This window comes from Pseudarthrobacter sp. Hb11 (assembly GCF_059383655.1).
Genome location: NZ_JBWZCM010000013.1, coordinates 89,775 through 110,205 on the forward strand (window position 1 = coordinate 89,775; position 20,431 = coordinate 110,205).

A 20,431-nucleotide genomic window follows, 5' to 3' on the forward strand; every position below is an offset into this window, starting at 1 on the left:
GCCGATTAGCATTGGCTCCAGCGGTTGCAAAGGGGTGAGCCCGAACTCCTGCTTCATCGATCTCGGGCAATCCCTCGTAGTTCCGTTTGCGCCTTCCAACCTGGTAACGGGCGAAGTGCCACACCGGATCACCGAAAGGCCTTTTATGCCGGCTCCTGAATCACTTGCTCCTCACAGCTTTGCCGACCTTGTGCCCCTGCTGAGGGCAGCCGGCTGCGTGTTCGCCGAAGATGAAGCACAGCTGCTCTTGTCCGAAGCTTGTGGTGCCGCTGAGCTTTACGAGTGGGTGGAACGCCGCGTTTCCGGCGAGCCGCTCGAATGGATTGTTGGCTGGGCGGAGTTCTGTGGACTTCGCATGGCCGTGGACCAAGGTGTTTTTGTGCCGCGGCGCCGCACCGAATTGCTTGTTTCGGAAGCCGCTTCCCTGCTGCGGGAAGTGGTGGGGGCTGCTGACTTGCCGTCATTCGGCGCCGTTGTGGATCTATGCTGCGGATCCGGGGCTGTGGGCGTCGCAGTAGCCTCCCATGTGTCCGTTGGGGAACTTCACTCGGCCGATATCGACCCAACTGCGGTGGAGTGCGCCCGAAGGAACCTGGCAATCGTGGGCGGCCACGTCCATCAAGGGGACTTGTATGCAGCCCTTCCTTCCCGGCTCAAGAAGCAAGTACAGCTCATCGTGGTAAACGCTCCCTACGTGCCTACTGCCGTGCTGCCGACAATGCCACCCGAAGCCAGAATCCACGAGCCGCCGCGTTGTCTGGATGGCGGAGCCGACGGATTGAACCTCCATCGTCGCGTCATCCGTGAAGCCCCGGAGTGGTTGGATGCCAACGGCCACCTGGTCATCGAGACCAGCGAACGTCAGGCAGCCGGAACTGCGGCCCTTATGGCTGCTGCGGGATTTGCCGCACGGACTGTCCACTCTGAAAAGCTGGACGGCACGGTGGTGGTCGGCAGCCCACGGTGCTGGTGACTCACCACCTTCGGTATCTCTAACCAACAGCACTGGAATAGGTCGTTGCGGGCAGCCCGGTTGTGGTCACACCATCATTCCCGGGGGGTGGGGGTGGTTTGAAGTAGGTGTTTTGTTGGGGTTTTTGGTGTGGGTCGATGTGTTTTGGGGGTGTGTACCAGGGGGTGCCGTTGATGGTGGTGATGGTCCATTGGTCTTTGTGGATCAGGTGGTGGTGGCCTGTGCAGAGGAGTGCGCCGTTGTTGATGGTGGTGGGGCCGCCGTGGGACCAGTAGGTGATGTGGTGGGCTTCGCACCAGGGGGCGGGGATGGTGCAGTGGGGGAAGGTGCAGCCTTGGTCGCGGGCGGTGAGGGCGAGGCGTTGGGTGGGGGTGAAGAGCCGGTTTTTGCGGCCGAGGTCGAGTAGTTCGCCGTGGGTGCCGAGGATGGCGGGGATGATGTCGGCGTCGCAGGCGATTTTGCGGAGGGTCGCTGGGGCGGCGGGTCCGGTGAAGACGAAGTTCCCCGTGCCGGTGCCGTTGCCGTTGCCGGGTGGGTTGTTGTCGGGGTGGGGGAGGAGGTCTTGGTAGTTGATGGTGGCAATGATTTGGGGGCGGTTGCCGCCGGTGCCGGGCAGGGCGTTGGTCGTGAGGGCAACCTTGGCTGCGCCGACGAGGCCGTCGAGTTGTTTCTGTGGCCGGGTGCGGCGGTCCAGGTCAGCGTCGCCGTGAGCCCAAACGTCCTGTCCAGTGCCAGTGCCAGTGCCAGTGCCAGTGCCAGTGTCGGTGTTGGTGCCAGTGCCGGTGCCCGTGCCGGTGCCCGTGCCCGTGCCGGTGCCCGTGCCGGTGGTGGGTGTGGTGCGGGGGTTGGCGGCGGTGTTCATGACGGTGAGGAGGTGTTCGTACTGGTCGGTGGTGGCGAAGATTTCGAGGTGGTGCAGGCCGTGGCGGGGTTTGCGGATGAACGCGCCCTGGGTGTCGCGGAGGGCTTCTTCGCTGGGTTCGGTGCCGTCGGCGTCGATGGTGTCGGCCCAGCGGCGGGCGACGCGGGTGAGGAAGTCGGGGTCCGTTGTCGCGGCGGTGGTGGTGAGGTTCTCCTCGATCAGCGCGAGTTTCTCCGGGGTGGTGTGGTGTTGGAGCCGGTTCAGGGTGAGGCTGATGATGGTCCCGGCACGGGATGACACGACCGGGCCGGCCGGGGCCTGACCGGGCAGCAGGACTGCATCGGCGCCGGTGGTGTCTTCGGTGTCATTGGTGTCAGGGTCGGAGTTTGCGGCGGTGTCGTCGGGGTTTGTGGCTGGTGTGGGGGTGAGGGCGGCGGCGAGGTGTTCGCGCGGGGCCGGGATGGTGTCGCCGGTGAGGGTAGCCGCGGGAAGGATGTCCGCGGCGAGGGCGAGCCGGCGGTTGGCTTCGCTCTTGCTAATGCGCAGCCGTTGGCGGAGGAACTCGGCGGTGTTGGCGCACCCGTCATCGGCCGGGGAGGTGCTGACCCGGTCGCGACCCGCCGTCACGGTCCCGCCAGGGCCGGCAGGTGCTTTACTGGGCCAGGCTGCGTCGGTTTCGTTCAGGGTTTCCACTCCGTTGTCCCAGCCGGTGACCCAGCCCTTGCCCGTCCGGGAGCGGCCGGCCCGGGCGGCGTCCGCGGCGGCGATGGCCCCTGTTCGGGTCCGGTCCACGGTCCCGGCGGCCAGGATCTGCAGGTACTCCACGCCCCGGGAGAGGTCCTCAACCTGCCCGGCGAAATCGGCGGCCTCCACGTAGTCAGCCGAAGCCAGCAAACCAGGTGCAGCAGCAGCGGCAGTAGCCAGAAGCCGGCCAATCTCCGCCAGGCTGAGCGGGGCACCGGCACCGGCACGCGGCCCGGTAGCCGGGGCGAGGGTCTCAGCTTCAGCCGGCACAGCTTCGGAGGACGCAGCTTCGGCAGGCTCAGCTTCACCCGGCTCAAATTCACCCGGCACAGATTCGGAGGACGCAGCTTCACGAGGTGCGGGATCGCCGGGACCGAGGCGCAGTTGACCGGTAAGACTTAGGCGAGAGTCGTCGTCGTACGCTCCAGGGCCATGTGCGGGACTGGTTCCAGCCCGCGTCAGCACGGCAGTAGAACCGCCGAACTCCGCAAGCTGATCCCCCATGGCTTCCATAGGACAACTCTGCCAAAGACCACCGACAAAAGTGCGTGCAGAAGTGGCTATGTGGATAAACGGGCAGTCGGGTCGCACTGTCCGCGGAAACGCCGCTGGCCGCCGCGTCCCCCAAGGATCGCGACGGCCAGCAAAGCCATCCAGTTGTAGCACATCAACGCTGAGGCCTCTTGTCACAAGGGTGCCGCACGTCGTGAGCAGCCGGTATAGCTACGCCTTGGACTCCGGTTCGCCACTGGAGGTATCCAGGTTGAGCGTCTCGGGGTGGGTGCTGTGTGCAGGGATGTGGCCACTGTCAGGGCCCGAATCCCCGGCAGTTCCGGCCGTGCCGGCAGCAGCACCTGTTGTAGTAGCGCCATAGGACGTGGACTTGCTGTCCCCGGACGAGCCGTCCCGGTGCATTGCGGAGCCGATGACGGTGCCTGCGCGGCGGGCCGCTTCGGTCAGCTGATCGGCAACTTCGGGAGCCTTTTCCTTAATGGCCTCCGTAGCCACGGACACCTTGTCCTGGACAGGCTTGCTGTCCCAGATGCCGGCAGCGCGTGCCTTGAGTTTGTCATAGGCTGCCCGGCCGGAACGGGATCCGAGAACGTACCCGGTGGCGATTCCGATGCCTAAAAGAAGTTTGTTTTTCATGATGAACTCCTGCTCCGTGAGAAGGTTTCAGTTTCCCGGCCGGAGAGGCCGGGAGATAGGAAAACCGGCCCGGGGATGTTGTCCCCAGGCCGGTTTCCTGGCTAGCGCGCTAAATTAGCGACGCGCACCGCGCTTGGTGATCATGCCGTACACCAGCAGCACGATAAGCGCGCCGCCGATGGCCAGCAGCCACGTCTGCAGGGAGAAGAACTCCTGCAGTCCGGAGCCGAAGAGCATTCCGCCGATCCAGCCGCCGAGGAGTGCTCCAACGACGCCCAGGACGAGGGTGATGATCCAGCCGCCACCCTGGTGGCCCGGGAGGATCGCCTTAGCGATCGCACCAGCAATAAGTCCGAGAATTAGAAATGCAATGAATCCCATTTTTTGTTCCTCTTCCTAAGTAAAGGAGGCCTCCGGATCCCGGAAGCACTTCATCCTTCTGCCTCAATAGTAATCATGCTTACTATCTAATTGCCAACCCCGTTTCTAACGAGAACCGCATTTCAGGGCCGATTCAGTGGCCTGTGACGTCCGAATCGTTGCCCGCGTCCGGACCCTCATCAAGGATGGCCAATTCCGCTAGATCCTGCGGGTCTAAGGCGAAATCAAAGATGTCCAGGTTTTCCCGCATCCGCTCCGGATTGGAAGTTTTCGGAATCGTTACAATTCCGTTTTGGACGAGCCACCGAAGGGCCAGTTGGCCGGGGGTTTTGCCATACTTTTCCCCCAACCGGGACAGGATGGGGGCGCTCAAAAGACCTGCCCCATCCCCTCCCAGCGGGCTGTAGGACTGGGTCACAATCCCGTGCAGGTCATGAAACTCACGCTCGGCAGTGCGTGTGATAGCAGGGCTCAGCTGGATCTGGTTCACCGCCGGCACCACGTCCGTCTCCGCCATCAGCCGCTCCAGGTGGGCTGGCTTGAAATTCGAAACACCGATGGAACGGACCTTGCCTTCCGCCTGCAGCCGCTCGAAGGTCTTCCAGGTGGAGACATACTCATCGCGCTGGGGCAGCGGCCAATGGACCAGGAACAGGTCCACGTAATCCAGCCCCAACCGCTTCAGCGAGCCATCCAGCCCTTCAACAGCACGGTCGCTGCCCTGGAACTGGCCGTCAACCTTGGTGGTGATAAACACCTCACTCCGGTCCACGCCGCTGGCCCGGAGACCGTTGCCCACGCCCTGTTCGTTGCCGTATTTCACGGCAGTATCGATATGCCGGTACCCGGCTTCCAGGGCTTGTACGACGGCGGTCGCCGCCTGATCGTCGTCCAGCGGCCAAGTGCCGAGGCCCACCTGCGGGATGGAGTAACCGTCATTGAGTTTGATCAGCGGTGCAAGTGTCATTGCAACAGTCTCTCCCTTACGGCGTGGCTGTCCTAGCCCCCAAACGCCCGCAGAATGTTTTCGGCGTTGTAGGCAAGGGCCACGCGTGCGGTGTCCGATACCTTGTCCGGGCCCTTCTGCTGGTCCAGGAAGTCCATGAAACGCTGCAGTGCCTGCGCCGCCTTGGGGGCGTCGCCGTCCTCAACCGCTTTAGCGGCCTGCCGGATGCCCGCGGTCAGCTGGCTGCCTACAGGCCCCGCCACGTCACCTGATTCGACCAGGTCTTCCAGCACATGCTGCAGCGCCTTCACGCTGCCCGGAAGCCACGCGGCGCGCAGGGGCACATTGGCGAAGTCCATGTCGGAGGCGAGGTAGAAGTCCGTGTAGGCCGGCTGGTTGTAGGAGGTGTTCTGCCGCGCCACTTCTGCACGGTACTGCGGGTCATGCATCAGTGTGTAGAGCTTGTGGTTGGTCACTTCGGTGCTGAGGTACATCCGCAGGGCTGAGCTGTCCGCGGTCCTCACCAGAAGTTCTTCCCGCCAGTCACCCATCACGTCCGCCACCAGGCTGGGGTTGCCCTTGGTGCCGTTGTTGGTCCGGGTGTCTGTGGCAGTGAGGAGCCGGCCGCGCTTCCAGTCGTCGATGGTGGGGGTTTCGTTTCCGGACCCGTTGACGATCTGTGTGGTCATGTCTGCGGCCCACTTGATGTTCATGTTGGTGCCGGGGGTTTTGGTGGAGAGCTTGTCGCCGTCGGCCGATTGCATGCCGATGGCCCAGTTCTCGATGCCGGGAACGGCGGGATCAACGTCGCCGATCATGCCGCGGCCGGTGTCCTTGCCCGAGTAGGCACCGAAGAGTACGTCGCCGGTTTCGGCGTCCCGCATGGCGTAACCGTAGGGCGCATAGGCGCCGCCCTCGTGCACGCTGAAGATTTCCTTGCCCGGACGTGCGGGATCAATATCGGTGACATGCATGGCGTCGCCGTGGCCCAGCCGGGCTTCCTCACCGGGTGTTGCGCTGCCGGCCGGCATGGTGTCGAAGGAGCTGTAGAGCAGCGACCCGTCGTCGTCGATCGTGGCGGAACCGTAAACGACCTCCTGTTTGCCGTCGCCGTCCACGTCCGAGGCGCTGAGGGAGTGGAAGCCCTGCGTGGTGAGCGTTCCGAACTCCGGGTCGGTGCCGTTCCGCCCGTGCGGGCCGTCGTTGAACGGGTTAGTCATGGGCGTCCAGCCGGAATCGACGGTCCACGCGGTGGAGAGGTTGGATCCATCCCAGGTGTAGGCAGCCAGCGTGCTGCGGGTGTAGTAGCCACGGGCGAACACAGCTGCCGGCTTTTTGCCGTCCAGGTAGGCGACCCCGGCGAGGAACCGGTCCACGCGGTTGCCCGGTTCGATGCGGGCCATGGCGTAATCGCCCCACATGAGGCCGTCGTCGTGCCTTCCGGGCTCGTAGGCGACAGTCTTCAGTTCCTTGCCTGAAGCGCCGTCGAAGACGGTGAGGTACTCCGGACCGGAGACAATAAAGCCTTCGAAGGCCCGCAGGTTGTTCCGCGCACTGCGCGACGGGGCGTAGACGTCCATGAAGTAGTCCGTCAGCGCCTCGGCGTCCGTTTGGGACAGCGGGTACTGGTACTTCGGCTCGATACCGAACGCTTCCTCCAGCGTGGCGGGCCAGTTGCCGGCCTTCACTTCAGGGTGCTCGGTCCAGCCCTGGAACGTCTTGACCATGTGCTGGTAGTAGTCGGCGGCGCTCATGCGGTAGTCGTCCGAGTTTGAGTAGCCGGCCTGGATGTCCGGCTGCAGCAGGGAGATGAATCTTTCAGAAGCTACGCTGCCGTCGGCGTTAAAGTTGGTGCTCTTGGTTCCCGGGGCCGTCTTCATCATCATCTCCGCGCGGCCGTCGCCGTCGAAGTCGTTGACCAGGAGCTGGGTGTAGTGGGCGCCGGAGCGGATGTTTACGCCGAGGTCGATCCGGTGGAGGAGGGTGCCGTCCGCCTTGTAGGTGTCTACGTAGGTGCTGCCGGTGTAGCCGATCTGGGAGACGTCCTTGGAGTTGTTCGGTTCCCACTTGACGACGAATTCGTACTGGCCGTCGCCGTCCACATCTCCAACGGAGGCATCGCTTGCCGCGTACGTGTACGCCTGGCCCACCGGGGTCACGCCGTCGGCGGGTTTCTTGAGCGGGATGTCCTTGAAGTTGCCGCCCCAGGCTGTGGTGGTTGCGGTGCGGTCAAGTTCAACGCCGCCGACGACGGCCCGCACCTGGTATTCAGAGGCTGCGGTTCCGGTGGTGTCCTGGTAGTTGGTGCTGTCCGTGACCGTTGCCAGTTTCTCGCCGTCCCGGTAGACGTTGAAGTCCGTGCCGGTCAGGCCGGTGGCGGAGGATCCGGTGGCTTCGTGGCCGAGGAGGCGCCAGCTGAGGAATACCCCTTCCGACGTCTTTGCGGCCACCAGGCCGCGGTCCAGGTGGTCCAGCTGGACGCCCGGGGCGCCGGGCTTGGGGGAATGTTCGCCGGCGGCAGCCGGGGCGGCGACGCAGCCGAGGGCGAGGGCAATACCCAGTGCGCCTGCGGAAAGAAGGCGGGCGGAGTGCTTGCTCGGATTCATCAGTGAATCCTTTCAATTCGTGTATGGGAAAACGCTTCCCCAGTAACTTAGTGGTGGGGTGCAGGTAAAACAAGCCTTGCGGCAGCATTGGAAAGAGGTTATTTAGAACGTTGTAGATTGTGGCTCCACCTGCTGCTGGCAAATCCGCGGCGAGGAGGCCAGCAGGCACGCCGGAGCCTTGGCAGATCAAGCTGCGCGGCGTGCCGGCAGATCAGGCTCCTTTGCGGGCCCAGCCGGTTAGCCGGTCGCTCAGGTCCATAAACTGCTGGTTGACCACCTGAAGCCCGGGGTTGGCGTCGTGCCAGGTCACGATTTCCCGTGCCCCATCAGCAAACGGAATGGTGGCGCAGTAGTCCGGCACCAGGGACTTGATCTTGGTGTTGTCAAAAACCACCGAGTGGGAGCGGTCGCCCAGCAGGTTCGGCCCCAGTTCGGCACTGTGGGCAGCGATGGTTTCGGAGGCCACGTGTACGAGTTCCGGCTCGGGCACACCGGCTGCGCGGGCAAACAATTTGTAGATCTGGTTCCAGGGCAAGTACTCGTCCGAGGTAATGGTGTAGCTCTCGCCCACGGCCTGGGGCAGGCCCAGCAGCCCGACAAAAGCCTTGGCGAAATCCCTGCTGTGGGTGAGTGTCCAGAGGGACGTTCCGTCGCCGTGCACCATGACTGGCAGCCCGGCTCGCATCCGGTGGATGTCCGTCCAGCCGCCCACCATGGCGATCTTGGTGCGGTCGTAGGTGTGCGACGGGCGCACCACTGTGAGCGGGAAGTCCTGCTCCCGGTACGCCTCGTAGAACAGGTCCTCACAGGCAATTTTGTCCCGCGAGTACTGCCAGAACGGGTTTTTCAATGGTGTGGACTCCCGGATGGGCAGCCGCGTGGGCGGTTTCTGGTACGCCGACGCGGAACTGATGAACACGTACTGTCCCGTGCGGCCGGCAAACAGATCGATGCTCGCCTTGGCCTGCTCGGGCTTGTACGTGATGAAGTCCGCGACGGCGTCGAACTCCCGCCCTGCCAGCGCCTCCTGGACCGCGGAGATGTCCCGGACGTCCGCGTGCAAGGTCTCCACCCCGTCCGGGACCGGCCTGGTGGACCGGCCCCGGTTGAGAATTGTCAGCCGGTGGCCCAGTGCGACGACGCGTTGTGCCGCCGTCGCGCTGATGACCCCGGTGCCGCCAATGAAAAGGATGCTCCTCGGAGCCACCGCATCGGCAGAACTTACGAGTGGGTTCACCACGCGTAGTCTTCCGGCGCCGTCCGGTGCCCGGGGAAGATGCCGTCGAGCCGCTTGAGCGCATCGGCGTCGAGCGTGACGTCCAAAGCCCGGATGGCGGCGTCGAGCTGTTCCTGGGTCCGCGGTCCCACGATAGGTGCCGTAACGGCGGGCTGGTGCAACAGCCAGGCGAGGGCGACGTCGCCGGGCTCCTGGCCCAGGTCATCGGCAAGGTCTTCGTACTGCTGGATCTGGTCCTGGTGCTTCTTGAGGCTTTCGGCAGCCCGGCCCTCAGTCCGCCGGACGCCCTGCCGCTCCTTCTTCAGCACGCCGCCCAGGAGTCCGCCCTGCAACGGGGACCAGGGAATGAGCCCCAGCCCGTACTGCTGGGCCGCGGGAATCACTTCCAGCTCCACCTGGCGCATAAACAGGTTGTATATGGACTGCTCGCTGACCAGGCCGGTGTAGTTGCGCTTGCGCGCAGCCTCCTGCGCCTGGGCAATGTGCCAGCCGGCAAAGTTGCTGCTTCCCGAGTACAGGATCTTGCCCTGCTGGACCGCCACCTCGATGGCCTGCCAGATCTCGTCCCACGGGGTGTTCCGGTCAATGTGGTGGAACTGGTAGATGTCGATGTAGTCCGTCTGCAGGCGCTTAAGGCTCGCATCCAGTGCGCGCCGGATGTTCAGCGCGGAGAGCTTGGATTCGTTGGGACGGTCCGTCATGGTCCCGTAGAGCTTGGTGGCCAGCACGGTGTGCTCCCGGCGCTCGCCGCCCTTGGCGAACCAGCGGCCAATGATTTCCTCGGTCCAGCCCCGGTGGCCGGCTCCGCCGTACACGTTGGCTGTATCAAAGAAATTGATGCCCTGGTCATGCGCGGAGTCCATGATGCTGTGGGCTTCGACTTCCTCGGTCTGGGGACCGAAGTTCATGGTGCCCAGGCAGAGCCGGGAGACCTTCAGGCCGGAGCGGCCCAGTTGGGTGTACTGCATTGTGAAGTCCTTTGGTTTGGTTCTTACAGCTGTGTGAAGGACGCGACGGCGGGATCGGACCCCTGGCGCGCTCCGGACTCGAGTGCCGTGATGGCCGAAATCTCGTCGTCGGAAAGGGTGAGGGCTGAAGCGGCGAAGTTCTCGCGGATCCGGGCAGCCTGGCTGGACTTGGGGATAACGATATTGCCGGCGGCCAGCTGCCAGGCGAGCACCACTTGGGCGGTGGTGGCGTTGTGGGCATTGGCGATGCTGGTAACTGCATTTCCGTTCAGGTCGGCGCCCCGGCCCAGCGGGCTGTAGGCCTCCACTGCGATGCCCAGGTTCCGGCATTTCTCCGCCAGTTCCGCCTGCTGGTAGCTGGGGTGCAGCTCGATCTGGTTCACGGCCGGGACGATTTCGGCGGATTCCAGGAGGTCATCCAAGTGCTCGGCGAGGAAGTTGGAGACGCCGATCGCGCGAATCTGGTTGTTCTCGTACAGCCGCTCCATCTCCTTCCAGGCCTGGACGTACAAGCCCTGCGACGGGACAGGCCAGTGGATGAGGTAGAGATCCACGTAATCCAGACCGAGTGCTTTGCGGCTGTTCTGGAATGCTTCCTGCGCCCGGTCCTGCTCGCCGTTCCGGAGCTTTGTGGTGACGAAGATGTCCTCGCGCGGGATACCGGTGGCCGCGATGGCGGCCCCCACACCCGCCTCGTTGCGGTAGGCGGCGGCGGTATCAATGTGGCGGTATCCGGCCTCGAAGGCGTCCTCCACGGTCCGCTGGGTGTCTTCCGGCGGTACCTGGAAAACACCAAAACCAAGCTGGGGAATGGTGACGCCGTTGTTGAGTGTCAGCTCTGACATAGGTGGCTCCTTGTTAAGACGCGGGGCAAAAGGGGCGGGGGTGCCGTGGGCTCGACCGTGAGAAAGCGGTTTCCGCTGGCTCTGTATTGAGCCTATGCACTTTTCCCCGGCCTGTCAGTAAGCAAGGCTGATCTTATTTTTCCTAGGACCCCCAGTCCTACCTTCGTTGTAGGACGGCAGGGACAGCGCGGGTCACAATGGTCTGCATGGGTCAAAGCGCCGAGTTCGGAAAATTCCTTAAAGCCATGCGGTCCCGGCTAAGTCCTGAGGACGCCGGCGCCGGTCCCGCCACCGGCGCCCGCAGGGTGCCCGGCCTTCGGCGCGAGGAGGTGGCAAGGCTGGCGGGGGTCAGCACGGACTACTACGTCCGACTGGAACAGGGCCGGAACATCCATCCCTCGCGCACGGTCCTGGACGCGGTGTCCCGGGCGCTCCGCCTCAGCAGCAGCGAGCACGCGCACATGATGGATCTTTTGGAACACTGTGCCGCCACGCCACGCTCGGCCGGGCAAGCAGCGCAAGGCGTCCGCCCGGCCTTGCGCCACCTCCTTGAGGCAGTGGGCGATGTTCCCGCCATGGTGCTCGGCCGCCGCAGTGACGTCCTGGCAGGGAACCGCTTGGCGTTCCTGCTCTTCGAGGACTTTCCGGCGCTTCCAGTGGCGGAAAGGAACCTCACCCGGTGGCTCATCCTCGACCCGGCAGCCCGGGAGCTGTTCCGGGACTGGAAGACGGTGGCCGCCGAGGCTGCCGGCGCGCTCCGCCTGGATGTCGGCAAGCACCCGAACGACGCGCAGGCCAACCAGCTGGTGGGTGAACTGGCGGTCAACAGCGACCATTTCCGTCAGTGGTGGGCGGGGCACCGGGTGGCAACCCGGGCGGCCGGAACTGTCCGCCTGCACCATCGCACCATCGGGGACGTTGAGCTGAACTTTGAAAACCTTGTCCTCCCGGAGGACCCGGACCAGTCGCTCAGGATCTATTCCGCCCGGCCCGGATCGCCGTCGGCCGATGCCCTGACCTTGCTGGGCAGCCTTGGCGCCGAAAGCCCGAGCGCTGGAAGCATCGCTGCTAAGAGCCCCAATACGGTGGCCGAGCCCGGGCAGCAGGGCACGTTGGCAACGGATGCACCCGCCGCTGTGACGGAAGGAAAGGACTAGCAGCGAGCCAACTATCGCTACCGCTGTACATTTGGCCAGCAGCGGGGGCCGATTCTGGCCACGAGCCCATTGGGGACGCGGGGCTGCCTTCCTAGGCTGGAGGAACAAGTTCTCACCTCCAAGGATGGTCTCAACGATGAAACGCATCGCACTGCTGAAGGAACGCCAGGCTTCTGCCGCTTCGGGCGCCCCCTCTACCGCCACCGGCTCGCACTGCCCGGCCTCCGGCCTGTGGAGCCCCGACCTCGACCCGCACACCGTGCTGTCCTTCTTCGAAGGCCACGTATTCCCGGCGTTCGACGGCGTTCCCACCGTCTGGCGGCGGCGCACCACAGGCGCTGTCTCGGCCAATTAGCTCCGGTTAAACCAAACTGGCCCGCAGTTAACGTCCTTGGCGACGTTAATTGCGGGCCGGTTGGCGTTGGTTTAGTGTTCTTCCAGCCGGAAACCGAGCTTGATGGTGACCTGCCAGTCAGCGATTTTGCCCTCCTCCAGGTGGCCTCTGATTTCCTTGACTTCAAACCAATCAAGGTTGCGGAGGCTCTGGGATGCCTTGGCGATTCCGTTCCGGACGGCGTCGTCCACGCCCTGATCCGACGTGCCGACAATTTCAGAAATGCTGTACGTGTGGTTGGACAACTTCGCTCCTCGTGATTGCCTTGGGGCTCCCGGTTGCGGGCCGTCCCTGAAGCCTAGTAGCACTTCAAGAACGTTGGCCAGCCCCCGGGCCGTGGTGGGCAGCCCGCTACTTTGCTTCTAGCACCAGGTTCTTGAGGTCGTCGAGGGTCTGCTGCATGTGCGCGTCCATGGCTTCCCGCGAGCGCGAAGCATCACGGGATTCCAGCGCCTCGGCGATGTTCTGGTGATGCCCGATGGCGTGCTCCTGGATTTCACGCACCGCCGAGGTCTCGGTCCGGCGCTTTTCCAGCACCCGGTGGAGCGGTTCGAACAGCACGGCCACAAAGACGTTTTCGGATGCATGCAGGATTAGGTCGTGGAATGCCAAATCCGCTTCCACGAAGGCGGCAACATCGTTCACCCCGTGGGCCGCACGCATGGCGGCCACGTGGCCGTAGAGCGTCTGGACATCGGCGTCGCTGATGCGTCCTGCCGCGAGTTCGCAGGCCCCGGTCTCCAGCATGCGGCGGAGTTCGATGAGCTGGACCGAAGCCTCTGCCTCGTTTTTGCCTTCGGAAGCGGCGCGCAGCACGGCTTCGAGGGAGGCCCACCGGTTGAGCGGATTAACAAACGTGCCGCGGCCGCGTTCCACGCTGAGGATCTGCTGCGCCTGCAGGGTTTTCATGGCCTCGCGGACGGTCATCCGGCTGACTTCGTGCCTGGCGCTGAGTTCGTGCTCTCCGGGAACAGTGGCACCGGGCGGAAACTCGCCTGCAATGATCCGGTCAAGAAGCTCATCAGCCACCTGGCCTACCAGCGACTTCCTTGCCATTGCTGCCCCCGTTGATGCCTTCGCGGATATGTCAGACAAGTCTACTTGCGCGTCTTTATGTCCTGTGCCACACTGGCATTCAAATGCAAGATGTCTGACATCTTACACTTACCTTTACATCCGAATCCCCCGCCCGGATTCATACACAACGGAGTGCACTGTGACGCTTGAAGCAGACGTTCTGGCCGACTACCCGGCCGAAGTCCGGATTCCCGCCGAACTGGTGGCCAGCACGCTGGCTGCCTCCAACGCGAAGACCCCGCGTGTCCTGGTAGTGCTCGACGATGACCCCACCGGTACGCAGTCCGTGGCAGATTTGCCCGTGCTCACCCGCTGGGACGTGGAGGACTTCATCTGGGCCTTCGGCCAGTCCAAGCCCGCCGTTTACGTCCTCACCAACACCCGCAGCCTGGACCAGGCAGAGGCCGCCGCCCGTAATGAGGAAGTGGTCCGCAACGCACTCGCTGCCGCCGGCTCCCCTAAGGAACTGCGCCTCGGCTTCGTCAGCCGCAGCGATTCCACCCTCCGCGGCCACTACCCGCTGGAGCCGGACGTCATCGCCGCCACGGTTGCGGACGTCAGCGGAGAAAAGACCGACGGCGTAGTGCTGGTGCCTGCCTTCCCCGACGCCGGGCGCGTCACCATCGGCGGCGTCCACTACATGCGGGGAACCGGCGACGCGGCCGGCACGCTGACGCCGGTGTCCGATACCGAGTTCGCCAAGGACGCCACCTTCGGCTTCGCCACCTCCGTGATGGCCGACTACGTCGAGGAGAAATCCCGGGGACGCTTCGCCGCGGACTCCGTGATCGTCCTGGACCTCAACATCATCCGCGCCGGGGCCGCCGCAGAAAGCGCTGCCGATAGTGCGACGATCAGCGCCAACGCCATCGCCGATGCCATCGAGAAGGCCGCGGACTCCACCCCGATCGTGGCCGATATCGTCACCGAAAACGACCTTCGCGCTCTGTCACTTGGCCTGGAAGAAGCCGAACGCCGGGGCAAGAAACTCCTTTACCGTGTGGGCCCGCCGTTCGGCCGTGCCCGCATCGGGCAGGAGATCCGTACCGAGCTCAGCGGCGCCGAAGCCTATGCCGGCAACACCCCGTCTGAAGCCGGCGGCCTCATCGTGGTCGGGTCCCACGTGGGCGTCACCACCCGCCAGCTCAAAGCGCTGACCGAACAGCACAGCGCGGCACGCATCGTGGAGATCGACGTCGAAAAGCTCCTCGGCGCAGACTCCGATGCCCACCTGGACCAGACCGTGGACACCGTCGTCGAAGCCCTCCGCGGCGGCGACGTCATCGTCCACACCAGCCGGCTGCTGATCAAGACGGACGACCCCGCCGAAAGCCTGCGGATCGCACGCACCGTCTCCGCCGCCGTCGTCGCCGTGGTGAACCGCACCCTGAAGACCTTCCCGCCGCGGTTCGTCATCGCCAAGGGCGGCATCACCTCTTCCGATGTGGCTGCCCACGGCCTGGAAATCCGCCACGCCATAGTCCGCGGCCCCATGCTGCCGGGCATCGTCTCGCTCTGGGAGCCGGTGGACGGCCCCGCCAAGGGCATCCCGTACATCGTCTTCGCCGGCAACGTGGGCGATGACCAGTCCCTCGCCGACGTCACCCGCAAACTCAGCAACACCTTCTAGTCCGCACCGGCTCCCAACCCTCGCACGCTCGGGCCGGGCCCTCGCCGGCGTGTGCCCACCCGCCACTTCACATCACACATTCAACGGAGAACGCCATGACCAGCAACTACACCGTCACCGTCCTGGGCCTCGGCGCCATGGGCCTGCCCATGGCCACCCGCCTGGCCTCCCAGCTGACCGTCCACGGCTTCGACATCGCCGAGCCCCGCCTGAAGCTGGCAGAAGAAGCCGGCATCACGACGTTCGCCTCGGCCCGCGAAGCAGCAAAGGGCGCCGACGCCGTGCTCCTGGCCGTCCGCAACGGCGAGCAGCTCAACGACGTCCTCTTCGGCGAGAACGGCGTGGCCTCCGTGCTGGAGCCGGGCGCCGTCGTTATCCTCGGCAGCACTGTGGGCACCGAAGCCATCCCCGCCACCGTGGCCAAGCTGGCCGAATACGGCGTCGAACTCGTTGACGCCCCGCTGTCCGGCGGCCCCAAGCGCGCCGGCGAAGGCGACCTGCTGATCGTCGTCGGCGCTTCCCCGGAAGCCGGCGAAAAGGCGGCCCCCGCACTGGAACTGCTCGCCTCCACCCTCACCGTGGTGGGCGACAAGCCCGGCGACGGCCAGGCCCTGAAGACCGTCAACCAGCTGCTGTGCGGCGTCCACATCGCCGCCGCCGCAGAAGCCATGGCCCTCGCCGATGCGCTGGGCCTTGACCAGGCCAAGACCCTCGCGGCCCTCGAAGCCGGTGCCGCCGGTTCGTTCATGCTGTCCAACCGTGGCCCGCGCATCCTCGAGGCGTACAACGAGGAAGGCGCCGAGGTCCTGTCCCGCCTGGACATTTTCGTTAAGGACATGGGCATCGTGGGCAAGGCCACCCGCGCCGCCGGCCTGGCAGCCCCGGTTGCCGCCGCCGCTGAGCAGCTCTACCTGCTGGGCCAGGCCCAGGGCCTCGCCGCCGCCGATGACTCCGCCGTCATCAAGGTGGTTGCCCCCACCAAGCGCACCAAGTAGCCCCTTCCACCCCATCCAAAGCCCGACGACGGCGGTCCCCCCTCCGCCGTCGTCGTATCAATCCAGTTCGCTAGGCTTAACTAGCGATGTCAAAGGAGACACACGATGAGCGCACTAGCTCTTCTGGCCATAGCAGTGGCGGGCGTCGCCCTGCTGCTGGTGGCCGTCATCAAGTTCAAGATCCCCGCCTTCCTTGCCCTGCTCGTGGTCAGCGTGGCAGTTGCCCTGGTGGCAGGCATACCGCTGCCGGACATTATTAAGACAGTCACTGAAGGCATGGGCGGAACCCTTGGATCCGTAGCTATCCTGGTGGGCCTGGGCGCCATGCTCGGCAAAATGATCGAGATTTCCGGTGGTGCACAGGCACTGGCCGGCAAATTTACCCAGCTGCTCGGCCCCCGCCGGGTCATCGCCGCCTTGACCTCTGCAGCCTTCCTGCTGGCCATCCCGGTCTTCTTTGACGTTGGATTTATTATCCTGATCCCCATCATCTACGGCTTCGCAAAGGCCGCGGGCGTCAACCCGGTCAAGATCGGCCTGCCCGTTGGCGGCATCATGCTGGCCATCCACGTTGTTGTCCCGCCGCACCCCGGCGTCGTTGGCGGGGCCGGAATCCTCGGAGCCGACATCGGCTGGACTACCATCATTGGCCTCGCCCTCTGCATTCCCGTAGGCGTTCTGGGCTACTTCGTTGCCCGCCGGCTGAACCGCCGCGACTTCGCCATGCTGCCGGCCACCGCTGAGCAGTTCCGTCTCTTTGGCACCGGCAATTCGCAGGTCGAGCAGGAGGCTGCCCACGGCACTTCCAACGTCGCCGTCAAGAGCGAGGTCAAGACAGCTCCCAGCCCGGCAATGATCATCACACTGATTGTCCTTCCGATCCTCATGATCATGGTGGGAACTGTCGGTGCGGTCATCCTGCCCAAGGACAGTTTCGCTTCCCAGCTGGCCGCCTTCATCGGCGCCCCGCTGATTGCGCTCCTCACGGCGCTGGGTTTGGCGTACTACTTCCTGGGCATTCGCCGCGGCTGGTCCTCCCAGCACACCGGCGAGGTCATGGACTCCGCACTGGCCCCCACTGCGATCGTGATTCTGGTTACCGGCGCCGGCGGCGTTTTTGGCAAGGTGCTCACCGTATCGGGCATCGGGAAGGCCCTCGCCGAAGGCCTGCAGACTGCAGGCCTCCCCGTCATCGTGATGGCCTTCGTCCTTGCGGCCATCCTCCGCGCATCCCAGGGGTCCGCAACGGTGGCCATCATCACCACTTCCGGTCTGCTGGCGGCCTCGGTGGCGGACGGCGGCTTCTCACCCTTCCAGACAGCACTCATTCTGGTAGCCATGGGCTTCGGGGCGCTTGGCCTCAGCCACGTAAATGACTCCGGCTTCTGGATCGTGACCCGCTTTCTCGGTCTTTCGGTGGCGGACGGACTCAAGACCTGGACGGTGCTCACCACCATCCTGGGCCTGGCAGGGTTTGTCCTGACGTTCCTGGTCTGGGTTCTTACCGGGGGCCTGGGCGTCTGATGCGCACCCGACTCGGCCACCTTGTCACCTCCGCCCTCCAGCAGGGCTGCGCCGTCCCGGCCTTCACCTGCTACGACTTCACCACCGCACTGGCCGTGGTGGCTGCCGCTGAGGAATCCGGCCGGGGCGCCATCCTGCTGGTGGCCCCCAAGACGGCCGCCACGTCCAACGGCTTGCGCCTCATCGGAGCACTCCGCGGCCTCGCCGACGCAGCCGCCGTGCCCGTGGCCGTGCAGCTGGACCACGCAAGCGACCTCCAGGTCATGGACGACGCCGTCGCGGCAGGGGCGGATTCCGTCCTCGCCGACGGTTCGTCCCTTCCTTACGAGGACAACATTGCACTGGTCCGGGCGGCCCGTGAGCTGCTGGGACCCACCGTGGTGCTGGAAGCCGAGCTAGGCGGCCTCGCCGGGGACGAGGACCGCGCCTTTGGCGCGGACCAATCCGGCGTAACCGTGGCCGGGCTGACGGATTCGGCCCAGGTGGAGGACTTTGTGTCCCGCACCGGCGCCGAACTGCTGGCGGTCGCCGTCGGGAACGTCCACGGCAAGTACAAGGGGGAGCCGCAGCTGCGCTGGGACGTCCTTCAGGACATCGCGGTGCGGACCCACATCCCGCTGGTGCTGCACGGCGCCTCCGGGATTCCTGCGGAGGAGCTGGTGAAGGCCGCGTCAATGAACGTTGGCAAGGTCAACTTCAACACCGAGCTCCGCACCGGCGTCCTGTCCACCTTGCAGGAGCAGTTGCCGGGGCACCGGTCCGACGGCGAGAACCTCCAGGGCCTTTTGGGCCACTGGAACCAGTCCGCGGGCAGCTTCGCAACCACAGCGCTGGCAACGCTCACGCGCTGACGTGCTCTTGAAAGGGGGAGGCCAGGATCAACCATGATCCTGGCCTCCCTTCTTGCTGTGCTGATGGTGAAGGGTAAGCCGGGGCATTGCCAGCGGGGTGAAGTAGTGCCAGTGTCGAACCATGACCGAGAACACGATGTCCACCGAGGATAAGTTCACCCCCGACGTCTCGCTGAGGCGCAACGACGCGCATCACCGCTACGAGCTGCATGTGGGCGGCAAACTCGCCGTCCAGTCCTTCTACCGGGACCTTCCCGGCCATATCGACTTCAGCCACACCGAGACGTCGCCGGGCTTTGAGGGCCAGGGCCTGGGCAAGGTCCTTGCCCACTTCGCGCTGGATGACGTGGTGGCAGCGGGAAAACGGATCATCCCGCACTGCCCCTTCATTGCGGGCTACCTTCGCCAGCACGACGGCTACGAGCAGTGCGTGGACTGGCCCGACAGCCCGGCGAGGAACGGCTCGGGAGCTTAGGGGACCGGCACCAGCAACCGCTAAGAAACTATTCCTGCCCGGGGACCGGGTTGCGCGTTATTGTGCGGCAACGCCGGGTACCTTTCCTGGGCGCGGTCTTGCAGAGGGCGCACGCACTGTGAATACGTGCCCTGTCTGAGGGCGCAGCGCACCGGGAGGGAATCCGGGATGAATCACCAGGAACGACTGTTTGACGTGGCTGTCATCGGCGGCGGGCCGGCCGGGCTTAGCGCAGGGGTTGCCCTGGCCAGGGCAGTGCGGTCCGTAATAGTGATCGACGCCGGCGGGCAAAGGAACCTGCCCGCAGAAGGCGTGCACGGTTTCCTCACCCGTGAAGGCATGAGTCCCAGGGAACTCCTGGCTGCCGGACGGGAAGAACTGGCGGAGTACGGCGGGGAAGCCATCACCGGTGAGGTGAAGTCCGCCAAGCGCGACGGCGACAACTTCGTACTCTCGCTCGACGACGGCTCAACCTGTACCGCCCGCCGGCTGCTCATCACCTCCGGAATTCAAGATGAGCTCCCCGACCTACCGGGGGTGGCCGACCGCTGGGGGCGGGATGTGCTCTACTGCCCTTATTGCCATGGCTGGGAAATCCGAAACCAAAAGGTGGGGGTGCTGGCCTCCGACCCCCACGCCGTTCTCCACGCCCTGACCTTCCGGCAGTGGAGCCCGGACGTGACCCTCCTGCTCAACGGCGAACTGGCGCTCAGTCCGGGCCAATCGGAACAGCTGGACGCACGGTCCGTCAAGGTCATTGAGGGCCGGGTCCGCGGACTGGTAAGCCAGGACGACAAGCTCACAGCGGTTACGCTCGACGACGGATCGGCAGTACCGCTGGAAGTACTGGTGGTCAGCCCCGAAACCGTCAGCAAGGCCAACATGCTCCAAGCCCTGGGGCTGGAGCCTGATGATCTGGAGGAGGGGCCGGGCACGCGCTTGGCGACGGACGAATCGGGGCGCACGTCCTGCCCGGGAGTCTGGGCCGCCGGCAATGCCACCGACGTTTCCGCCCAGGTAATGACTGCGGCGGCTGCCGGGCTGAAGGCTGCCGCCGCCATTAACGCCGACTTGGTCCTGGCGGATACGCGGCTGGCGGTGGAAGCCGCCAGGGCTCCCGTTGCCCGTTAGCTCGCCAGGGCGTGCAGGCTGGCTACCGGGACATCGATGGTGAAACCGCAGGCGCAGCGGTAGGTGTCAACGCTGGCGGTCGGGGAGCCGGCGCTCACCGCAATGACCTGGGCGCCGTCAACGTGGACGGGCTGGTGCAGCGGCGTGGCGTCCGGATCCACCAGCTGCATGGGGGCACGGCAATGCATTCGTGAATTCAGGGTGACCAGCAGCCCCGCATCCACCGGACGGATGAAGCTCAATGAGGCTTCTGCTCCTGCTTCGTGCTCCGCAAAAGCCCTTGGCTGGTTTTCTATAACGCTGGTCATGATGGTCGTCCTTGGGCTTCTTCACGGTGCTGCCGGCGTTGGCAGCCCCGCCGCGACTGCTTGCGGAGGTTCATTTACTACATAACCTAAGCATGCTTACTAATGGCTGGGCAAATCGGCGTGTGGCCCATGCCACATGCGGCTTCGCCCGGCCTGCAGCAGATGCCAGCTGTTCGTG

Annotated in this window: 20 protein-coding genes; 9 read left to right on the forward strand and 11 right to left on the reverse strand. The window is 64.8% G+C overall.

All coding sequences use genetic code 11. From position 1 onward, the window contains the following. The first annotated feature begins 145 nt into the window (after positions 1–145). Positions 146–973, forward strand: coding sequence for a putative protein N(5)-glutamine methyltransferase (locus tag AC50X7_RS15950; protein ID WP_494979914.1), 828 nt, complete (start codon positions 146–148; stop codon positions 971–973). A gap of 19 nt (positions 974–992) precedes the next feature. On the opposite strand, the gene AC50X7_RS15955 is transcribed toward AC50X7_RS15950, so the two are convergent. The 8 genes from AC50X7_RS15955 to AC50X7_RS15990 form a co-directional block, all read right to left on the reverse strand. Next, positions 993–3,092 (reverse strand): HNH endonuclease signature motif containing protein, encoded by a 2,100-nt coding sequence (locus AC50X7_RS15955; protein ID WP_494979915.1) that lies wholly within the window; start codon positions 3,090–3,092, stop codon positions 993–995. Positions 3,093–3,302: 210 nt separating this feature from the next. Next, positions 3,303–3,728, reverse strand: coding sequence for a YtxH domain-containing protein (locus AC50X7_RS15960; RefSeq protein WP_307096990.1), 426 nt, complete (start codon positions 3,726–3,728; stop codon positions 3,303–3,305). A gap of 114 nt (positions 3,729–3,842) precedes the next feature. Next, positions 3,843–4,109 carry a GlsB/YeaQ/YmgE family stress response membrane protein gene (locus AC50X7_RS15965; RefSeq protein ID WP_307096988.1) on the reverse strand — a complete coding sequence of 89 codons (267 nt, stop codon included), beginning with the start codon at positions 4,107–4,109 and terminating at the stop codon, positions 3,843–3,845. 133 nt (positions 4,110–4,242) lie between these two features. Then, complete coding sequence (locus tag AC50X7_RS15970) at positions 4,243–5,076, reverse strand: aldo/keto reductase (RefSeq protein ID WP_494979916.1); 834 nt, start codon at positions 5,074–5,076, stop codon at positions 4,243–4,245. Positions 5,077–5,108: 32 nt separating this feature from the next. Beyond that, positions 5,109–7,661, reverse strand: a complete 2,553-nt coding sequence (locus AC50X7_RS15975) for a rhamnogalacturonan lyase (RefSeq protein ID WP_494979917.1) — start codon at positions 7,659–7,661, stop codon at positions 5,109–5,111. A 211-nt stretch (positions 7,662–7,872) separates the two neighbouring features. After that, positions 7,873–8,901, reverse strand: coding sequence for an SDR family oxidoreductase (locus AC50X7_RS15980; protein ID WP_494979918.1), 1,029 nt, complete (start codon positions 8,899–8,901; stop codon positions 7,873–7,875). Next, complete coding sequence (locus AC50X7_RS15985) at positions 8,895–9,866, reverse strand: aldo/keto reductase (protein ID WP_494979919.1); 972 nt, start codon at positions 9,864–9,866, stop codon at positions 8,895–8,897. The genes AC50X7_RS15980 and AC50X7_RS15985 overlap by 7 nt, the downstream gene beginning before the upstream one ends. Before the next feature lie 23 nt (positions 9,867–9,889). Beyond that, the gene (locus AC50X7_RS15990; protein WP_307096980.1) at positions 9,890–10,711 is read right to left on the reverse strand and encodes an aldo/keto reductase; all 822 of its coding nucleotides are present in this window, start codon (positions 10,709–10,711) and stop codon (positions 9,890–9,892) included. 206 nt (positions 10,712–10,917) lie between these two features. On the opposite strand from AC50X7_RS15990, the gene AC50X7_RS15995 reads away from it, so the two are divergent. Together AC50X7_RS15995 and AC50X7_RS16000 are read left to right on the forward strand one after the other, a co-directional pair. Continuing rightward, a complete protein-coding gene (locus AC50X7_RS15995; protein ID WP_494979920.1) occupies positions 10,918–11,868 on the forward strand; it encodes a helix-turn-helix domain-containing protein in 951 nt (316 codons plus the stop codon). 136 nt (positions 11,869–12,004) lie between these two features. Next, a complete protein-coding gene (locus tag AC50X7_RS16000) occupies positions 12,005–12,223 on the forward strand; it encodes a hypothetical protein (RefSeq protein WP_307096976.1) in 219 nt (72 codons plus the stop codon). Positions 12,224–12,294: 71 nt separating this feature from the next. Here the strand turns inward: AC50X7_RS16000 and AC50X7_RS16005 are convergent, their stop codons facing one another. Beyond that, positions 12,295–12,507, reverse strand: coding sequence for a dodecin (locus AC50X7_RS16005; RefSeq protein WP_494979921.1), 213 nt, complete (start codon positions 12,505–12,507; stop codon positions 12,295–12,297). A gap of 106 nt (positions 12,508–12,613) precedes the next feature. Next, positions 12,614–13,318: a FadR/GntR family transcriptional regulator gene (locus tag AC50X7_RS16010; protein WP_494979936.1), complete on the reverse strand. Its 705-nt coding sequence runs from the start codon at positions 13,316–13,318 to the stop codon at positions 12,614–12,616. Positions 13,319–13,478: 160 nt separating this feature from the next. On the opposite strand from AC50X7_RS16010, the gene AC50X7_RS16015 reads away from it, so the two are divergent. The 6 genes from AC50X7_RS16015 to AC50X7_RS16040 all read left to right on the forward strand — a co-directional run bounded on the left by AC50X7_RS16015 (position 13,479) and on the right by AC50X7_RS16040 (position 19,945). Further along, complete coding sequence (locus tag AC50X7_RS16015) at positions 13,479–14,969, forward strand: four-carbon acid sugar kinase family protein (protein WP_494979922.1); 1,491 nt, start codon at positions 13,479–13,481, stop codon at positions 14,967–14,969. 95 nt (positions 14,970–15,064) lie between these two features. Then, a complete protein-coding gene (locus AC50X7_RS16020) occupies positions 15,065–15,964 on the forward strand; it encodes an NAD(P)-dependent oxidoreductase (RefSeq protein ID WP_494979923.1) in 900 nt (299 codons plus the stop codon). 105 nt (positions 15,965–16,069) lie between these two features. After that, positions 16,070–17,488: a GntP family transporter gene (locus AC50X7_RS16025; RefSeq protein ID WP_494979924.1), complete on the forward strand. Its 1,419-nt coding sequence runs from the start codon at positions 16,070–16,072 to the stop codon at positions 17,486–17,488. Further along, a complete protein-coding gene (locus AC50X7_RS16030) occupies positions 17,488–18,339 on the forward strand; it encodes a class II fructose-bisphosphate aldolase (RefSeq protein ID WP_494979925.1) in 852 nt (283 codons plus the stop codon). Before AC50X7_RS16025 ends, AC50X7_RS16030 begins: the two co-directional genes overlap by 1 nt. A gap of 121 nt (positions 18,340–18,460) precedes the next feature. Next, a complete protein-coding gene (locus tag AC50X7_RS16035; RefSeq protein ID WP_494979926.1) occupies positions 18,461–18,814 on the forward strand; it encodes a GNAT family N-acetyltransferase in 354 nt (117 codons plus the stop codon). 168 nt (positions 18,815–18,982) lie between these two features. After that, a complete protein-coding gene (locus AC50X7_RS16040; RefSeq protein ID WP_494979927.1) occupies positions 18,983–19,945 on the forward strand; it encodes an NAD(P)/FAD-dependent oxidoreductase in 963 nt (320 codons plus the stop codon). Here AC50X7_RS16040 and AC50X7_RS16045 read toward each other — a convergent pair. Then, positions 19,942–20,253 carry a hypothetical protein gene (locus AC50X7_RS16045; protein WP_494979928.1) on the reverse strand — a complete coding sequence of 104 codons (312 nt, stop codon included), beginning with the start codon at positions 20,251–20,253 and terminating at the stop codon, positions 19,942–19,944. The two genes, AC50X7_RS16040 and AC50X7_RS16045, sit on opposite strands and share 4 nt — an antisense overlap. Between the last annotated feature and the right edge of the window lie 178 nt (positions 20,254–20,431).

Bases quoted from the DNA above. Each gene is read 5' to 3' on its own strand.
- AC50X7_RS15995 (WP_494979920.1), top strand. From the start codon at position 10,918: ATGGGTCAAAGCGCCGAGTTCGGAAAATTCCTTAAAGCCATGCGGTCC.
- AC50X7_RS16010 (WP_494979936.1), bottom strand. From the start codon at position 13,318: ATGGCAAGGAAGTCGCTGGTAGGCCAGGTGGCTGATGAGCTTCTTGAC.
- AC50X7_RS16030 (WP_494979925.1), top strand. From the start codon at position 17,488: ATGCGCACCCGACTCGGCCACCTTGTCACCTCCGCCCTCCAGCAGGGC.
- AC50X7_RS16045 (WP_494979928.1), bottom strand. From the start codon at position 20,253: ATGACCAGCGTTATAGAAAACCAGCCAAGGGCTTTTGCGGAGCACGAA.
- AC50X7_RS16020 (WP_494979923.1), top strand. From the start codon at position 15,065: ATGACCAGCAACTACACCGTCACCGTCCTGGGCCTCGGCGCCATGGGC.
- AC50X7_RS15990 (WP_307096980.1), bottom strand. From the start codon at position 10,711: ATGTCAGAGCTGACACTCAACAACGGCGTCACCATTCCCCAGCTTGGT.
- AC50X7_RS15975 (WP_494979917.1), bottom strand. From the start codon at position 7,661: ATGAATCCGAGCAAGCACTCCGCCCGCCTTCTTTCCGCAGGCGCACTG.
- AC50X7_RS15960 (WP_307096990.1), bottom strand. From the start codon at position 3,728: ATGAAAAACAAACTTCTTTTAGGCATCGGAATCGCCACCGGGTACGTT.
- AC50X7_RS16035 (WP_494979926.1), top strand. From the start codon at position 18,461: ATGACCGAGAACACGATGTCCACCGAGGATAAGTTCACCCCCGACGTC.
- AC50X7_RS15965 (WP_307096988.1), bottom strand. From the start codon at position 4,109: ATGGGATTCATTGCATTTCTAATTCTCGGACTTATTGCTGGTGCGATC.
- AC50X7_RS15955 (WP_494979915.1), bottom strand. From the start codon at position 3,092: ATGGAAGCCATGGGGGATCAGCTTGCGGAGTTCGGCGGTTCTACTGCC.
- AC50X7_RS15950 (WP_494979914.1), top strand. From the start codon at position 146: ATGCCGGCTCCTGAATCACTTGCTCCTCACAGCTTTGCCGACCTTGTG.
- AC50X7_RS16000 (WP_307096976.1), top strand. From the start codon at position 12,005: ATGAAACGCATCGCACTGCTGAAGGAACGCCAGGCTTCTGCCGCTTCG.
- AC50X7_RS16040 (WP_494979927.1), top strand. From the start codon at position 18,983: ATGAATCACCAGGAACGACTGTTTGACGTGGCTGTCATCGGCGGCGGG.
- AC50X7_RS15970 (WP_494979916.1), bottom strand. From the start codon at position 5,076: ATGACACTTGCACCGCTGATCAAACTCAATGACGGTTACTCCATCCCG.
- AC50X7_RS16025 (WP_494979924.1), top strand. From the start codon at position 16,070: ATGAGCGCACTAGCTCTTCTGGCCATAGCAGTGGCGGGCGTCGCCCTG.
- AC50X7_RS15985 (WP_494979919.1), bottom strand. From the start codon at position 9,866: ATGCAGTACACCCAACTGGGCCGCTCCGGCCTGAAGGTCTCCCGGCTC.